Consider the following 14393-nt stretch of genomic DNA (forward strand, 5'->3'; position numbering starts at 1 on the left):
CCTCAGGCGTTGGCACCACGCTCCCGGTAGGGCGTGGTGTTGTAGTGCGCCCGGTAGCACTTGGAGAAATGCGAGGGCGAGGTGAAGCCGCAGGCAAGCGCCACGTTGATGATCGACATGTCGGTCTGCATCAGCAGGTTGCGGGCCCGCGCAAGGCGCAGTTCCATGTAGTAGCGCTTCGGGCTGCGGTCGAGGTAGCGGCGGAAGAGGCGTTCGAGCTGGCGCGTGGACATGCCGACCTGCTGGGCGAGGAGCGCCGGGCTGACCGGGTCTTCGATGGCCTGCTCCATTTCGCGGATGACCTGGGCCAAACGGGGATGGCGCACGCCGATGCGCGTCGGGATCGAGAGGCGCTGCGTGTCCTGGTCGGTGCGGATGGAGGAATAGACCATCTGGTCGGCCACCTGACCGGCAAGATCTTCGCCGTGGTCGCGGGCGATGAGGCGCAGCATCAGGTCGACGGCCGCGGTTCCGCCCGCGGCAGTGATCATCTTGCCGTCGATGGTGAAGATGGCCTTGGTGAGTTCCACCTCCGGGAAGTCCTCGGCGAAGCCGTCCTGGTTCTCCCAGTGGATGGTCGCGCGCTTGCCATCGAGCAGGCCGCAGGCGGCGAGCGCCCAGGCCGCGGTGTCGAGCGCGGCGATGGGCGCGCCGCGCCGGGCCTCGCGCTTCAGCCAAGACTTGAGCCGCGGCGTCGTCGCGCGCGTCACGTCGAGGCCGCCGACGAGGATGATGCCGTCATCGCGCGCCAGCGCGTCGAGATCGCCGTCGAGCACGAAAGTGGACCCGGCGGAGCAGCTGCGCGTCTCGCCGCCCTCGCCGATCATCGACCAGCTGTAGAGCGTCTGACCCGACATGCGGTTGGCGAGTCGCAGCGCGTCGAGCGCGCTGGCGAGGCACATGAGCGTAAAGCGATCGAGGAGGACGAAAACCATGTGGCGCGGCGCATCGACGGGGCCTGCCCCGCCGCCGCCTGCGGCCGCCCGCGCGAGGCCGCGCGCCCTGTCCTGTGTCGCCATAACACCTCCGGGTTGCGCGGATGGGGTGAGCCCGTTGCGTATCCGCTCCGGACCGACGCTTAAGCGCAACAAATGACCCGGATCAAGCCAATCCAGCATTTGCGGCGGCGCGGCAATTGGGATACGGCAAGGGCCTTACATCGGGTCACAGGAGTGGGGACATGGCAAAGAGCGAAACCTGGGCGAAATCGAGCTGGCGGGCGAAGCCCCGCGTGCAGATGCCGGACTATCCGGATGCGGCGGCGCTCGAGGCGGTCGAGGCCAAGCTCGCGCGCTATCCGCTTCTCGTCTTCGCGGGCGAGGCGCGCACGCTGCGCCAGGAGCTCGCGGCCGCCGGCCGGGGCGAGGCGTTCCTGCTGCAGGGTGGGGACTGCGCCGAGAGTTTCGCCGAGTTTTCGTCGAACAACATCCGAGACACCTTCAAGGTCATGTTGCAGATGGCGATGGTCCTGACCTTCGGGGCGAAGGTGCCCGTGGTGAAGGTCGGGCGTATGGCCGGCCAGTTCGCCAAGCCCCGCTCGGCCCCGACCGAGACGGTCGGTGGCGTGGAGCTTCCGAGCTACCGTGGCGACATCATCAACGAACTGGCCTTCACACCCGAGGCCCGGATCCCCGATCCGGCCAAGATGCTGGAGGCCTACACCCAGGCATCGGCGACGCTGAACCTGCTGCGGGCCTTCTCGAAGGGGGGCTTCGCCGACGTGCATCAAGTGCACCAGTGGACGCTCGACTTCGCCAAGGGCCAGCGCGCGGCGCAGTACCGCGACATGGCCGACCGCATCCAGGACACGCTCGACTTCCTGACCGCCGCGGGCCTGACCTCGGACCAGAACGCGGAGCTGTCGACGGTGGATTTCTACACCTCGCACGAGGCGCTCCTGCTCGAATATGAGGAGGCCCTCTGCCGCGAGGACAGCACGCATCCGGGCGAAATGATCGCGGGCTCCGGCCACATGATTTGGATCGGCGACCGCACGCGGCAGCCCGACGGCGCGCATGTGGAGTTCTGCCGCGGCGTGGTGAACCCGATCGGTCTGAAGTGCGGCCCGACGACGACGGCCGAAGACCTCAAGGAGCTGATCGAGACGCTGAACCCGCGCAACGAGATGGGCCGCCTGACGCTGATCGCGCGCTTCGGTGCGGGCAAGGTGCGCGAGCATCTGCCCCGCCTCATCAAGCAGGTGCAGGACATGGGCGCCAACGTCGTCTGGACCTGCGACGCGATGCACGGGAATACGATCAAGTCGGACTCGGGCTACAAGACGCGGCCCTTCGAGCGGGTGCTGGCCGAGGTGCAGGAGTTCTTCGCCGTCCACCGGGAACACGGCACGATCCCCGGCGGCGTGCATTTCGAGATGACAGGTCAGGACGTGACCGAGTGCACCGGCGGCGTGCGTGCGGTGACCGACGAGGATCTGTCGGATCGCTACCACACGGCCTGCGATCCGCGGCTCAACGCCTCGCAGTCGCTGGAGCTTGCGTTCCTCGTGGCCGAGGAGCTGTCGAACTTGCGGCAGGCCCGGATGCGCGCAGCGTCCTGACTACGGCTCTTCGAAAACGTCAGAGGGCGGCCCCGGGGCCGCCCTCTTGCGTCTGGGATCACTTGACGACCCGCAGCCAGGGCACCGTCGTGCGATCCGTCGCTGGTTTCGCCTCATACGGGGTCTGCGGCTCGGCGAAGCCCGCCGTGATCTCCACCGGCAACTGATAGTCGGTGCGCCGCCGCCGCGGTCGCGGGTCACGCTCGGGCGCAGGTTCGTTCGCCTGCGCCCCGTCGAGCGGGACGAGCACGTCCCGGGTCAGGCGAAAGCGGCAGGGGGCCTCCGTCACCGGCCGGTCGGCGACGAGCACGGCCAGTGCCTTTGTCGGCTCCCCCGCGGCATCGAGGAGGGGCAGAACGATCATGCGCGCGGTCACGAGGCTCGCCTCGCCTTCGGCGATCAGGTCGAGTTCCAGTGTCGCGGGGGCGGTGAAGACGGCGTCGAGCCGGTCGAGCACGGCCGCACGGTCACCGATGTCGAAGAAGGCCCGGACGGGCAGGCTGCGCACCTCCATCCCCATCAGCGTGTTGAGCGCCGCGCCGCCAAGGCGGATGCGGATCGTGCCGCCGGGCGTGCGGTCGAGGATCATCGAATGGCCGAGGAACCGCGTCATCGCCTTCGGGTCGAGCGCCGTGCGGCGCGGCAGCCCCGCACCCGGCCGCTCCGCCGACCAGTAGCGCCACGCCGCCTCGAGGATCGGCGCACTGCGCACCACACGCAGCCCGCGCAGCGACGCGACGGTGCCGTCGCCCTGCCCTTCGGTACCCGACATGATCTTTTCCCCTCGCTCTCTTCCAGGCCGCCAATCCAACGCGTCGCTTCATCGAAACGTGCCGGAATTGCGGCCGAACCCAGCCACCCAAGGGCTAAAGTAAGGCAAGTTGCCTCAAAATGCTCGCATTTCCGTTTCGAATGGTTAACGCGAGGCCGCCCGCCCGGCGCTTGTCGCGCGCGGGCACAGGGGCTAGGCCGGACCCATGAAATCTATGACGGGATATGCGGCGCTCGACCGGCCGGGCCGCCGGTGGGAGCTGCGGTCGGTCAACGCGCGCGGGCTCGACCTGCGTCTGCGTCTGCCCGAGGGCGGCCCGCCGGAACCGGCCGTGCGCGCCGCGCTCTCGAAGGCAATCGCACGTGGGGGCGTGACGTTGAGCCTGCGCTTCGAGGGCGCGGAGACGGGCGGAGCCGCGCTCGACCCGGCGGGGCTGAAGGCCGCGCTCAGCGAGGTGCAGACGGTGACGGAAGCGGCGGAACGGCTCGGCCTCGACCTCGCGCGGGTCAGCGCGGCGGATATTCTGGCGTTGCCCGGCGTGCGGACGGAGGCCGGGTCGGCGCGGGTGTCCGATGCCGAGTTGCACGCCGACCTCGACGCGCTCATCGCCGCCTTCGAGTCCGACCGGGCGCGGGAGGGTGCGGGGCTGCGACAGGTGCTGGCCGCCCAGATCGATGCCCTCGAAACCCAGGTCGCGGCGGTCGAGGCGCTGGCCCCGGCCCGGGCAGCGCATCAGGCAACCATCTTCGAGGCGGCCGTCGCCCGCGTGGCCGGTGCGGGGCTCGATGCGGACACGCTGCAGACCGAGATCGCCGCGCTTGCCGTGAAGTCCGACATCACCGAGGAGCTCGACCGCCTGCGCCTGCACGTGGCGGCCGGGCGCGCGCTCCTCGACCAGAACGAACCGGCGGGCCGGCGGCTCGACTTCCTGACGCAGGAGTTCAACCGCGAGGCCAACACCCTCTGCGCCAAGGCACAGATGGCCGAGGTCACGGCGGCGGGGCTCGAGATGAAGACGATCGTGGATCGCCTGCGCGAGCAGGTGCAGAACGTGGAATGAGCATGGAACGACGCAACATGGACCAGGGCGCGCGGCGCGGGCTCGGCATCATCCTGTCGAGCCCCTCGGGCGCGGGCAAGTCGACGATGGCCCGGCGCCTGATGGCCTGGGATCCGACGCTGAGTTTCTCGGTCTCGGCGACGACGCGACCGCCGCGCGAGGGCGAGGTCGAGGGGCAGCACTATTACTTCACCGACCGGGAGGCCTTCGGACAGATGGTGCTCGACGGGGAGATGCTGGAACACGCGGAGGTCTTCGGCAACCACTACGGCAGCCCCCGCGCACCGGTCGAGGCGGCGCTGGCCGAGGGGCGAGACGTCATCTTCGATATCGACTGGCAAGGCGGGCAGCAGATCCGCAATTCCGCCCTCGGCCGCGACGTCGTGTCGATCTTCATCCTGCCGCCCTCCATCGCCGAGCTGGAGCGGCGCCTGCGCGGGCGCGGGCAGGACAGCGACGCGGTGATCGACGGGCGGATGGCGAAGTCGCAGGCCGAGATCAGCCATTGGGCGGAATACGACTACGTCCTCGTGAACGACGACGCCGACGCCTGCGAGATGCGGCTGCGCACGATCCTCGCCGCCGAGCGGCTGCGTCGGGACCGGCAGCCGTGGCTTACCGGCTTCACGCGGGCGCTCAACACGGAATTCAGCGAAAGGGACGCGGGATGATCTATGAACTCGACGGGGTCGCCCCGCAGGTGGATGCGACGGCCTGGGTGGCACCGGACGCGAACGTCATCGGCAACGTCACCCTTGGGCCGGGCGCGAGCGTCTGGTTCGGCACGACGATCCGGGGCGACAACGACCCGATCGTGATCGGCGCAGGGAGCAACCTGCAGGAGAACTGCGTCCTGCACACCGATCCGGGCTGCCCGCTGACCGTTGGCGGGAACGTGACGGTGGGGCACAAGGCGATGCTGCACGGCTGCACCGTCGGGGACGGTACGCTCATCGGGATGGGGGCGACGGTGCTCAATGGTGCGGTGATCGGCGCGGGGTGCCTGATCGGTGCCGGCGCGCTCGTCACCGAAGGCAAGGAGATCCCGCCCGGCAGCCTCGTGATGGGTGCTCCGGGCAAGGTCGTGCGGGAGCTGGACGACGCGGCGCGCGCGGCGCTGCTCGCGTCGGCGGAGCACTACCGTCAGAACGCGGCACGCTTCGCCAAGGGGCTGCGGGCCGTCTGAAGCGGACCGTGGCTGTTTTCAGACGATCAGGCTCAGGTGCCGCTCGTCCGCGCTGACCGAGACGGGGCGGCGCAGGCGGCGGGAGAGCTGCGCGAGGATGCCGAACTGGACCTCCGCGCCCTTGAGGTCGGGGGGGAGGGGGCCGCGGCCGAGGGACTGCCAGAGGAGCTGGTCGATCCGCAGGCGTTCCGCATCGACGTGGAGAACCCAGGCGGCCTCGTTGCGCAGCACCTCGACCGTCGCGCCCCAGGGTGTCGCCACTTCGATGCAGCAGAGGGCGAGGCAGGCGAGGCGGACTTCGGAGCGGGGCCGGGCCTCGGCGTCCGTCCAGAGGATGCGCGTCCGGGTCTGGGCGTACATCGCTTCGAGCGTGGCCCGAACCTCGCGCGCCGGGATCTCCGCGTCCTCGGCCCCGGCCCCGAAGGCCAGGCGGAAGAAGCGGATCCGTGCCATGGCCGCGTCGAGGGAGCCGCGGATCAGTGCCATCTCCTCCTTGCCGTCGCCCGGCGTCATCTCCAGAAGCTCCAGTCCGTTGCTGACGGCACCGATGGGGTTGACGAGGTCGTGGCAGAGCCGCGATCCAAGAAGGGCGAGCAGGTCCGGCGCGCCCTCGGGCGGGGGCAGGTTGGCCGGCTCGCTGTCGCTTTTACTCATCCGTGGGGTTCCATGTCCGATCGCAACGCCTTCCTCGAGCCCGGTATGCTGGTGCGTCATCCCGAAGCCCCCGACTGGGGCCTGGGGCAGGTGCAATCCGTGATCGATGGACGCATCACCGTCAATTTCCAGGAAGTTGGCAAGAAGGTTCTGGATGGCAGTCGTGTCATTCTGGAGCCCGTGTTCGACTAGTCGTTCCGTAGGTGCCGCGAGTCTGTCCGCGAAATGGTTACTGAAAGGTTACTGCCACGTGCCGACGCAGCGGCAGGCGGAGATGCGCCTGTTGCGGGTCGCGCGGCCGGGGCCTATCTGCCGGGCATGTCCAACGAGCTGACCCTGGAGCTGACGCGCGAGGCGGAGAGCGTGCGCGCGGCACAGGCCCTGCGGCACCGGGTTTTCGTCGAGGAGATGGGGGCCGCGGCGGGCGATGTGCTGGGGCAGGAGACCGATGCCTTCGACGCCGACAGCGACCATCTCGTCCTGCGTGATCGCGGGCGTCCGGAGCTGGGTGTGGTCGCGACGCTGCGCGTCGGTATGGGCGTAGCCTACACGGCGCAGGAGTTTGACCTCGGCTTGCTCGAACGCTCTGGGCGCAGGCTCGCCGAGGCCGGGCGCGCCTGTCTGCATCCCGACTACCGCGGCGGTCTGGCGGGTGTGATGTTGTTCCGCGGCCTGATCGGGGTCCTGCGCGAGCGCGGCGTGGAGCTGGCCGTCGGGACGGCGTCCTTCCCGGAGGCGGAGGTTGCCCCACATCTGCCGGCGCTGCGGCGGCTTCAGCAGGAGTTCCAGGCCCCCGAGGCGCTTTGCCCGACGGCGCGGGGCGCGGGTGCGGTCGAGATCGAAGGCACCGCCCCGCGCGCGGCCATGGCGGGCGTTCCGGCACTCATCAAGACCTATCTGCGCGCCGGGGCGTGGGTGGGGCGCGGAGCCTATGTCGACCGTGCCTTCAACACCGTCGACGTCTGTATGGTGCTCGATCTCGCGCGCGTGCGCCTCCCGGAGCGCTTCGCATGATCTGGGACGACGCGGCCCCGCCGCCCAGGCCGGCACCGGGGCCGCTCGGCTGGCTTCGGGTCGTGCTGCGGGGCGGCACCATGGCCATCGTCGTGTTTGGGGGGCTCGCGGTCCTGTTGCTTCTGCGGTTGATCGAGCGACCGCTCCACGGGGTCCGCCGGCCCTGGACACCCTGGATCACGCAGGGGGTCTGCATCACCGCGCTGCGCATCCTCGGGCTCCGGCGCGTGGTGCGGGGCGTCGTGATGAAGGGGACGGGCGCGGTCGTGGCGAACCACGCATCCTGGCTCGACATCTTCGTGCTGAACGCCTCCAAGCGGATCTATTTCGTGGCGAAATCGGAAGTCGCGGGCTGGCCCGGCATCGGCTGGCTCGCCCGGGCCACGGGCACGGTCTTCATCCGCCGCGACCCGCGCGAGGCCAAGGCGCAGCAACTGGTCTTCGAGGAGCGGCTGGGCGTCGGCCACCGCCTCCTGTTCTTCCCCGAAGGCACCAGCACCGACGGGCGGCGGGTGATCCCGTTCAAGACGACGCTCTTCGCGGCCTTCCGCTCGGGCGGGTTGCCCGACGACATGCAGGTGCAACCAGTCACGGTGGCCTATCACGCGCCCGAGGGGGAGCGCGCGGATTTCTACGGCTGGTGGGGGGATCAGAGCTTCGCGGCGCACATGCTCCTGATGCTCTCCGCCCCGCGGCATGGGCGCGTCGACGTGATCTACCATCCCCCGCTCGCCGTGTCGGACTATGCCGACCGCAAGGCGCTCGCCCGCGCGGCGGAGGCCGCGGTGCGGCGCGGATTCGAGGCGGTCCTGCCCGACTGCGGGGGGCGTTAGGCGCTCAGGCCTCGAAGTGCGCGATCTCCTCGGCCGAAAGCGCGTAGCCGATCTCGGCCAGATGCGTGCTGATCGCGGCGGTGCCGAACATCCCCGTCACGGAGACCGGCGCAAAGAGGCCCTCGCTCTCGTAGGGTGTCTTGGTCGTCACCAGGACGAGTTGGTTGGCCGGGGGCGGTGGCACGTGCACGCAGGCCCCGACGAAGGGCACGAGGATGAAGGTCGTCACGCCCGTGCCCTCGTAGTCGATCGGCACCACGAAGCCCGGAAGGCGCACGACCTGGCCGTTCCAGTCGTCCCGCAGGCCCGCGGCTTCGGGTTGCTGGCTCTGGAGGATCGGGGCGGAATGGTCGACGAAGGCGAACGGGTCGGGGCCAACGGGGTTCCCGCCCTCGGGCAGCAGATCGTCCCAGCCGAGGTCGACCACGGACTCGGCGCGCGCAAGCCCGGGCAGGAGCGGCAGGCCAGCGAGCGCAGCGAGAAGCGCGCGGCGCGACGTCACCACTCGTAGATTTCCATCTCGGTCGCGCGTAGCGCGTAGCCCGTCTGCGCAAGCTCCGTCTCCTGCAGGCTCGTGCGCATCTCGCCCGTCACCCAGACCGCCTCCCAGAGGTTATCGCTGGGCCACGGGGTCTCGGCGTTGACAACGACGAGCTGGTTGGCCGGGGGCGGGGGGACATGGATGCAGGCCCCGACGTAGGGCACGAGCAGGAACTCGGTCACGCCCTCCGCACTCTGTTCGAGGGGGATGATGTAGCCCGGCATCCGGATCATCTCGCCGTTGAGCGCATCGTTCAGCTTGGTCGCGTTCTCGTCGAAGACCGGGTTCCAGGTGTCCGCGGCCTCGTCGATCTCGCCTTCGCCGATGATCTCGGAATAGGGGACGCCGGGGGGGATCAGGTCTTCCCAGCCGATCTCGCGCGCGGCGGCGCGGGCGGCATGCGGCAGCAGCGGCAGGCTCAGGGTGGCGGCCCCGAGGGCCAGGATGGATCGTCGGGAGGTATTCATCGGATCGATCTCCTCAGGTTCGGACCATCATACCGTCGGCGAGAGAGAGTTTGTAGGCCCGGATCGCCGGGAGGAGGCTCACGATCGCGCCAGCGGCGACGACGGCAAGCAGCACCCAGAGCTCCCGCAGGGCGGGGGGTTCGATCGGCAGCCAGAGCCCGAAGGCCGCATCGACGAGCGGCTGTGCCACGAGGAGCCCGGCATAGAGGAGGCCGAGCCCGAGCCCGGCCCCGAGTGCGGCGGTGAGCATTGCCTCGAGCACCAGGAGCGCGAGGATCGTCAGGGGTCGTGCGCCCATCGCGCGGAAGATCGCCATTTCCCGGCGGCGTTCGTTGAGACTGGAGAAGAGGGTCGCCATCATCCCGATGAGCGCGGTGACGACGACCATGGCCGACACCCCGAGGAGCGCCGTCTCGGCGACGCCGACGATTGCCCAGAGTTCCTGCAACGCCACGCCCGGCAGCACGGCGAGAAGCGGCTCCTCGGGGTACTCGTTGATCGCGCGTTGCAGCGCGAAGGTCTGCAGGGGGCTCTCGACGCCGACGAGGGCCGCCGTGACCGCGCCGGGCGTGAGGTCCATGCCACGCAGGGTCTCGGCGGGCGTGCTCCGCCCCGGGATCTGCGCGCCGCCGCGCCAGTCGACGTGGATCGCCTCGATCGCCTCGAGGCTGACGATCACGGTGCGGTCGACGGGCGTGCCCGTCCTTTCGAGAACGCCCGCGATGCGGAACGGATGATCGTCGTGGTCGGTGAAGGACGCGAGACCGTGGGAGACGACGATCGGGTCATCGACCGAATACCCGAGCGTCGCGGCGACCTCGGCCCCGACGACCGCGTCGAAGAGATCGCCGAGACCTTCGCCCTCGGCCATCTCGAGGCTGCGCCCCTGCCGGTACCGGTAGCGCTCGAAGAATGCCTCGGTGGTGCCCATGACGCGAAACTGGCGGTGGCTGTCGCCAAGCGAGATCGGGACGATCCACTCGACTTCGGGGCGCGCGGCGATGTCGAGGTAGCTTTCCCAGGTGACGTTGTTGGTCGCGTTTCCGATGCGGAAGACCGAGTAGAGCAATAGCTGCACCGAGCCCGAGCGTGCGCCGACGATGAGGTCGGTGCCCGAGATCGTGTCGGCGAAGCTGGCCTTCGCGCCCGTCCGCACCTTCTCGACCCCGAGGAAGAGCGCCACCGAAAGCGCGATGGCGAGCGTGGTCATGGCGACCGTCAGCGCCCGCGCGGCGAGCGAGGCGAGGGCGAGGCGCAGGATCATGCGGCCTGCCGGTCCATCCGGGCGATATCCTCGATCCGGACCGTGCGGTCGAAGCGGTCGGCAAGACGCGGATCGTGGCTGACCATCAGGAGGGCGGATCCGGCGGCGGCGACCTGCCCGAACATCAGGTCGAGGAAGGCGGCCTGGCTGCCGGCGTCGAGGGCGGAGGTCGGCTCGTCCGCGATCACGAGGGGCGGCGTGCCGATCAGGGCGCGCGCCACGGCGACGCGCTGCTGCTGTCCAACGCTGAGCGTGCCTGCGCGGGCCCCGAGCACGTCGTCCGGCAGGCCGATCGCGGTGCAGAGCGCGGCGGCGGCGGCAGGCGCGTCGCCCGCCCGCGCGCGGCGCTCGGGTGCGAAGCGCAGGGGCAGGAGGATGTTGTCGCGCACGCTGCCGAAGGGCAGAAGATTGAACTGCTGGAAGATGACGCCGATGCGTTCGGCCCGGAGCCGGTCGCGGCGACCGCCCGAAAGCGCTGCGATGTCGGTGCCCGCGACGTGGATCGTGCCGGCCGCGGGCGTCACCGTCCCGCAGATCAGCGACAGGAGCGTCGATTTCCCCGAACCGCTCTCGCCCAGCAGAAGCACCGTCTCGCCCCGTGCGAGCGTGAACCCGGGCACCGAAAGGGAGAAGGGCGCACGCCCCGGCCAGCGGAACCGCACGCCGTCGAGCGCGAGGATCGGGCCGGGGCTCTGCACGCTCAGAAGAGGCCGCCGAGGTCGAGCGTCGGGGCGTCGCGCGTCACCTCGAACGCCTGCGCGCCGTCCCCGGTGACCACCTGGACCTCGAGCTCCTGCGCGCCCTCGAAGAGGTCGAAATAGGCGAAGGTGATCGTCCCGAGCTCTTCGGGCGCGGTGCAATCGTGCGTGTATTCGGCGTGGAACTCCGAATGGGTCGCGCCTTCGGCTTCCTCCGCATGGTCCTCGTGGCCGTGGTCGTCGTGCCCGTGATCGTCGTGGCCATGCTCCTCCGTGTGGTCGCCGTGGTCGTGATCGTGGTCCTCCGCCCCTTCGGTCTCGAGATCCGCGGTCGCCGCCTCCACCGTGCAACCGGCGGCATCGGAGAGGCCGAAGAGATCCGTCGGCGTCGACAGCGTGGTCAGGGCCTCGGCGATGGCCGCCCGGTCCTCGTCGCTCTCCGCCGCGTGTTCGAAGCCCACGATATCGGCCCCCGGGACGCGCAGCTCCATCGCGACGGTCGTACCGTCGATGGCGATGTCGAGCGCGCCGGTTCCATGCTCGTGCGCGTCGAGCTGTCGCGTGTCCTCGGCGAGCGCGGTCGTGGCGAGAAGCGCGGCGGCGGCGGTGAGGGCGAGCGTCGATTTCATGCGGAGGTCTCCCGATCTGACTGGAGGAAAATGTCTGATCAGGGTGTTACGTTATATCGTAACATTCCGCAACGACATGCGCGGGCCCCTCGGCAACGAACCGCGCGAGGGCTCAGGCGCGAAAGGGCGCGGTGAGCGCCGTCAGGGCCGCGGCCGGGTCGTCCTCGGCCCAGATCTCCTCACCGAGGGCGATGAAGTCGGTGGCCTCGCGCAGGGCCTCGACGGTCGCAAGATCGAGCGCGCCCTCGGCGACGACCGGCAGTTCGATCATCTGCGACCACCAGTGGAAGAGGTCGGCACCCGCGCGCTCCCCGGTGCCGAGCGACGATGCCCCCGCGGGTCCGAAGGCGACGTAGTCGGCTCCGGCTTCGCCCGCGTTCATTCCGTCGTGGCGCGACGTGCCGCAATAGGCGCCGATGATCGGGTCCGGCCCCCAGTCGGCGCGCAGCTTGCGCAGCGGGCGCGGATCGGTGAGGTGGACGCCATCGAGGCCGAGCTTCTCGACCAGGGCGGCGTGGTCGGTGATGACGAGCGGCACGTCGAAGCGATGCGCCACCTCGCGCGTGAGGTCGGCGGCCCGGGTGATCCGGTCCTCGTCGCGGGTGGCGAGGTCGAGCCGCAGGCACGCCACGTCATGGGCGTCGAGAACCGCCGAAAGCCGGGCGTCGAAGGTGCTGTCGATGTCGGGGGGCGTGACGAGATAGATCTGCGGCATGTCGGTCATCGGTGCACCCCCTTCGGTCCGGCCCTCAAGTAGCGGGGGCGCGATTGCGCCGCAAGCCGCGGCGGGGTAGGGCGCGGACATGAGTGAGATCGACCCGCGCCCCGCCTTCGTCCTCGTTCGTCCGCAGATGGGCGAGAACATCGGGGCCGCCGCCCGCGCCATGCTGAACTTCGAGCTGGAGCACATGCGCGTCACCAGCCCCCGGGACGGCTGGCCGAACGAGCGCGCGGTGGCCATGGCGAGCGGGGCGGGACGCATCCTCGATAGCGCGATGATCTGCGGGACGACGGCCGAGGCGGTGGCCGACTGCGCCTACGTCTTTGCCACGACGGCGCGCGACCGCGACCTGACGAAGCCCGTGTTCACCCCCGAGGCCGCCATGGCCGAGGCGCGCAAGCGCGGTGCCGCCGGCGAGAAGGTCGCGGTCCTCTTCGGGCCCGAGCGCACGGGCCTCGAGAACGACGACATCGCGCGCGCGAATGCGATCGTCTCGGTGCCGACGAATCCGGCCTTTCCGTCCCTGAACCTCGCGCAATGCGTCCTCCTGATGGGCTACGAATGGCGGCGCACTGCCGGGATGCCGGGGGCCGTTGAGGTGGAGATGGCCGGCACGGACTGGGCCACGCAGGCCGAGATGGACGCCCTCATGAGCCACTACGAGGAGCGGCTGGAGGCCGCCGGCTTCTTCTGGCCCGAGGTCAAGGCGGCTGCGATGAAGCTGCATCTGCGCAACCTCTGGTCGCGCCTGCCGCTGACGCGCGCGGACGTGCAGATCTTCCACGGGATCATGCGACAGATGGTGCGCTGGAAGGAGCGGGGCTGAGGCACTACCTCGGCATCTGACGGACGAAGGGGACGACATGGCCAAGCGGGCGATTTTCGAAGAGGTCGGGACGACCGAGCGCGCGGCGACGACCGGCGGTGTCATCGACGGCGCGCGCAGCGGCGCGCGTCGGGCGGTGAAACGGTGGCTCGGCCTCCTTTTCCTGCTGATTCTGCTCATCATTCCCGTGGGTGGCATGACGCGGCTCACCGACTCGGGGCTCTCGATCACCGAATGGAACCTCGTGACCGGCACCGTGCCGCCGCTCTCGGAGGCCGCGTGGGACGCGGAGTTCGAGAAGTACCGGCAGATCCCCGAATACCAGTTGCAGAACCGGGGCATGGAGATGTCCGAGTTCAAGTTCATCTACTGGTGGGAGTGGGGTCACCGGCAACTCGGCCGCGTGATCGGCGTGGTCTGGATCGTGGGGTTCCTCGCGTTCCTCGCCCTGAAGAAGATCCCGCCCGGCTGGACGGGACGCCTCGTCCTCGTGGGTGCGGGCATCGGGGCGCAGGGGGCGATCGGCTGGTGGATGGTGTCGAGCGGCCTGACGGGCACGATGCTCGACGTCGCCTCCTACCGGCTGGCGACGCATCTCGGCGGGGCCTTCGCGCTCCTGTCGCTGATCGCGTGGTTCATGCTGTCGCTCGCGCGCACCTCCGGCGAGCTCATTTCGGCGCGCAGGCTTTCGGAGCCGCGGCTGATGACGATTGGGTCCGTCCTGATCGGGCTCACGTTCGCGCAGATCCTGATGGGTGCGCTGGTCGCGGGCATCGACGCGGGCCGCAACTATATCGACTGGCCGCTCATGGCCGGCGGTTTCACCCCGCCCGGCATGTGGGAGCTTGAGCCCGTCTGGCGCAACCTCTTCGAGAACGACGGCACGGTGCAGTTCTTCCACCGGATGCTGGGCTACGTGCTGTTCGCCGTCATCCTCGTCGCCTTCGCCTTGGGCCGCCGGTCGGCCAACCGCAAGACGGCGGTGGTCTTTCACGGAATCCTCGCCATGGCGACCGTTCAGATGGTCCTCGGCATCGTCACGGTCATGCATTCGAGCCCATGGTATCTTGCCATCCTGCACCAGTTCGGGGCCGTCGTTCTGATGGTGCTGACGGTGCGGGCGCGGCACCGTGCGAAATACCCCCTGCCGCAATCCGTGAGGAGCTGA

18 protein-coding genes are annotated in these 14393 nt (G+C 69.7%); 9 read left to right on the forward strand and 9 right to left on the reverse strand.

Annotated features, from left to right (window positions below):
• Positions 1 to 2: 2 nt before the first annotated feature.
• Positions 3 to 935 carry a GlxA family transcriptional regulator gene (locus HSX43_RS07950; protein ID WP_235962583.1) on the reverse strand — a complete coding sequence of 311 codons (933 nt, stop codon included), beginning with the start codon at positions 933 to 935 and terminating at the stop codon, positions 3 to 5.
• A gap of 245 nt (positions 936 to 1180) precedes the next feature.
• Here HSX43_RS07950 and HSX43_RS07955 point away from each other — a divergent pair, with 245 nt between their 5' ends.
• Positions 1181 to 2560 carry a class II 3-deoxy-7-phosphoheptulonate synthase gene (locus tag HSX43_RS07955; RefSeq protein ID WP_179379571.1) on the forward strand — a complete coding sequence of 460 codons (1380 nt, stop codon included), beginning with the start codon at positions 1181 to 1183 and terminating at the stop codon, positions 2558 to 2560.
• Between the two features lie 58 nt (positions 2561 to 2618).
• Here HSX43_RS07955 and HSX43_RS07960 read toward each other — a convergent pair whose 3' ends face one another.
• Positions 2619 to 3332, reverse strand: a complete 714-nt coding sequence (locus HSX43_RS07960) for a PAS domain-containing protein (RefSeq protein ID WP_179379572.1) — start codon at positions 3330 to 3332, stop codon at positions 2619 to 2621.
• Between the two features lie 205 nt (positions 3333 to 3537).
• Here HSX43_RS07960 and HSX43_RS07965 point away from each other — a divergent pair, with 205 nt between their 5' ends.
• From HSX43_RS07965 to HSX43_RS07975, 3 genes are read left to right on the forward strand one after another with little or no spacing between them, the layout of a single operon-like run.
• Positions 3538 to 4392, forward strand: a complete 855-nt coding sequence (locus tag HSX43_RS07965; protein WP_235962562.1) for a YicC/YloC family endoribonuclease — start codon at positions 3538 to 3540, stop codon at positions 4390 to 4392.
• Between the two features lie 2 nt (positions 4393 to 4394).
• Positions 4395 to 5063, forward strand: coding sequence for a guanylate kinase (gmk, locus tag HSX43_RS07970; RefSeq protein ID WP_179379573.1), 669 nt, complete (start codon positions 4395 to 4397; stop codon positions 5061 to 5063).
• On the forward strand, positions 5060 to 5578 hold the full coding sequence (locus HSX43_RS07975; protein WP_179379574.1) for a gamma carbonic anhydrase family protein: 519 nt from the start codon (positions 5060 to 5062) through the stop codon (positions 5576 to 5578). Before gmk ends, HSX43_RS07975 begins: the two co-directional genes overlap by 4 nt.
• Positions 5579 to 5596: 18 nt before the next feature.
• Here HSX43_RS07975 and HSX43_RS07980 read toward each other — a convergent pair whose 3' ends face one another.
• Positions 5597 to 6232: a histidine phosphotransferase family protein gene (locus tag HSX43_RS07980; protein ID WP_179379575.1), complete on the reverse strand. Its 636-nt coding sequence runs from the start codon at positions 6230 to 6232 to the stop codon at positions 5597 to 5599.
• 12 nt (positions 6233 to 6244) lie between these two features.
• On the opposite strand from HSX43_RS07980, the gene HSX43_RS07985 reads away from it, so the two are divergent.
• From HSX43_RS07985 to HSX43_RS07995, 3 genes are all read left to right on the forward strand, one after another.
• Positions 6245 to 6424 carry a DUF3553 domain-containing protein gene (locus tag HSX43_RS07985; protein ID WP_179379576.1) on the forward strand — a complete coding sequence of 60 codons (180 nt, stop codon included), beginning with the start codon at positions 6245 to 6247 and terminating at the stop codon, positions 6422 to 6424.
• A gap of 126 nt (positions 6425 to 6550) precedes the next feature.
• Positions 6551 to 7246 carry a GNAT family N-acetyltransferase gene (locus tag HSX43_RS07990; RefSeq protein ID WP_179379577.1) on the forward strand — a complete coding sequence of 232 codons (696 nt, stop codon included), beginning with the start codon at positions 6551 to 6553 and terminating at the stop codon, positions 7244 to 7246.
• On the forward strand, positions 7243 to 8079 hold the full coding sequence (locus HSX43_RS07995) for a lysophospholipid acyltransferase family protein (RefSeq protein ID WP_179379578.1): 837 nt from the start codon (positions 7243 to 7245) through the stop codon (positions 8077 to 8079). The genes HSX43_RS07990 and HSX43_RS07995 overlap by 4 nt, the downstream gene beginning before the upstream one ends.
• A 4-nt stretch (positions 8080 to 8083) precedes the next feature.
• Here HSX43_RS07995 and HSX43_RS08000 read toward each other — a convergent pair whose 3' ends face one another.
• The 6 genes from HSX43_RS08000 to HSX43_RS08025 form a co-directional block, all read right to left on the reverse strand.
• On the reverse strand, positions 8084 to 8584 hold the full coding sequence (locus HSX43_RS08000) for a DUF3299 domain-containing protein (RefSeq protein ID WP_179379579.1): 501 nt from the start codon (positions 8582 to 8584) through the stop codon (positions 8084 to 8086).
• Positions 8578 to 9087: a DUF3299 domain-containing protein gene (locus HSX43_RS08005; protein ID WP_179379580.1), complete on the reverse strand. Its 510-nt coding sequence runs from the start codon at positions 9085 to 9087 to the stop codon at positions 8578 to 8580. Before HSX43_RS08005 ends, HSX43_RS08000 begins: the two co-directional genes overlap by 7 nt.
• 13 nt (positions 9088 to 9100) lie before the next feature.
• Complete coding sequence (locus HSX43_RS08010; protein ID WP_179379581.1) at positions 9101 to 10351, reverse strand: ABC transporter permease; 1251 nt, start codon at positions 10349 to 10351, stop codon at positions 9101 to 9103.
• Positions 10348 to 11049 carry an ABC transporter ATP-binding protein gene (locus HSX43_RS08015; RefSeq protein ID WP_179379582.1) on the reverse strand — a complete coding sequence of 234 codons (702 nt, stop codon included), beginning with the start codon at positions 11047 to 11049 and terminating at the stop codon, positions 10348 to 10350. Before HSX43_RS08015 ends, HSX43_RS08010 begins: the two co-directional genes overlap by 4 nt.
• A gap of 2 nt (positions 11050 to 11051) precedes the next feature.
• Positions 11052 to 11678 (reverse strand): zinc uptake protein ZrgA, encoded by a 627-nt coding sequence (gene zrgA / locus HSX43_RS08020; RefSeq protein ID WP_179379583.1) that lies wholly within the window; start codon positions 11676 to 11678, stop codon positions 11052 to 11054.
• A gap of 112 nt (positions 11679 to 11790) precedes the next feature.
• On the reverse strand, positions 11791 to 12402 hold the full coding sequence (locus HSX43_RS08025) for a thiamine phosphate synthase (protein WP_179379584.1): 612 nt from the start codon (positions 12400 to 12402) through the stop codon (positions 11791 to 11793).
• Positions 12403 to 12481: 79 nt separating this feature from the next.
• On the opposite strand from HSX43_RS08025, the gene HSX43_RS08030 reads away from it, so the two are divergent.
• Positions 12482 to 13225 (forward strand): RNA methyltransferase, encoded by a 744-nt coding sequence (locus tag HSX43_RS08030; protein ID WP_179379585.1) that lies wholly within the window; start codon positions 12482 to 12484, stop codon positions 13223 to 13225.
• A 37-nt stretch (positions 13226 to 13262) separates the two neighbouring features.
• Positions 13263 to 14393, forward strand: coding sequence for a heme A synthase (gene ctaA, locus HSX43_RS08035; protein WP_179379586.1), 1131 nt, complete (start codon positions 13263 to 13265; stop codon positions 14391 to 14393).

Source organism: Jannaschia marina (assembly GCF_013404595.1).
Lineage (GTDB): Bacteria > Pseudomonadota > Alphaproteobacteria > Rhodobacterales > Rhodobacteraceae > Jannaschia > Jannaschia marina.

Bases quoted from the DNA above. Each gene is read 5' to 3' on its own strand.
- HSX43_RS07950 (WP_235962583.1), bottom strand. From the start codon at position 935: ATGGTTTTCGTCCTCCTCGATCGCTTTACGCTCATGTGCCTCGCCAGC.
- HSX43_RS07955 (WP_179379571.1), top strand. From the start codon at position 1,181: ATGGCAAAGAGCGAAACCTGGGCGAAATCGAGCTGGCGGGCGAAGCCC.
- HSX43_RS07960 (WP_179379572.1), bottom strand. From the start codon at position 3,332: ATGTCGGGTACCGAAGGGCAGGGCGACGGCACCGTCGCGTCGCTGCGC.
- HSX43_RS07965 (WP_235962562.1), top strand. From the start codon at position 3,538: ATGAAATCTATGACGGGATATGCGGCGCTCGACCGGCCGGGCCGCCGG.
- gmk (WP_179379573.1), top strand. From the start codon at position 4,395: ATGGAACGACGCAACATGGACCAGGGCGCGCGGCGCGGGCTCGGCATC.
- HSX43_RS07975 (WP_179379574.1), top strand. From the start codon at position 5,060: ATGATCTATGAACTCGACGGGGTCGCCCCGCAGGTGGATGCGACGGCC.
- HSX43_RS07980 (WP_179379575.1), bottom strand. From the start codon at position 6,232: ATGAGTAAAAGCGACAGCGAGCCGGCCAACCTGCCCCCGCCCGAGGGC.
- HSX43_RS07985 (WP_179379576.1), top strand. From the start codon at position 6,245: ATGTCCGATCGCAACGCCTTCCTCGAGCCCGGTATGCTGGTGCGTCAT.
- HSX43_RS07990 (WP_179379577.1), top strand. From the start codon at position 6,551: ATGTCCAACGAGCTGACCCTGGAGCTGACGCGCGAGGCGGAGAGCGTG.
- HSX43_RS07995 (WP_179379578.1), top strand. From the start codon at position 7,243: ATGATCTGGGACGACGCGGCCCCGCCGCCCAGGCCGGCACCGGGGCCG.
- HSX43_RS08005 (WP_179379580.1), bottom strand. From the start codon at position 9,087: ATGAATACCTCCCGACGATCCATCCTGGCCCTCGGGGCCGCCACCCTG.
- HSX43_RS08010 (WP_179379581.1), bottom strand. From the start codon at position 10,351: ATGATCCTGCGCCTCGCCCTCGCCTCGCTCGCCGCGCGGGCGCTGACG.
- zrgA (WP_179379583.1), bottom strand. From the start codon at position 11,678: ATGAAATCGACGCTCGCCCTCACCGCCGCCGCCGCGCTTCTCGCCACG.
- HSX43_RS08025 (WP_179379584.1), bottom strand. From the start codon at position 12,402: ATGACCGACATGCCGCAGATCTATCTCGTCACGCCCCCCGACATCGAC.
- HSX43_RS08030 (WP_179379585.1), top strand. From the start codon at position 12,482: ATGAGTGAGATCGACCCGCGCCCCGCCTTCGTCCTCGTTCGTCCGCAG.
- ctaA (WP_179379586.1), top strand. From the start codon at position 13,263: ATGGCCAAGCGGGCGATTTTCGAAGAGGTCGGGACGACCGAGCGCGCG.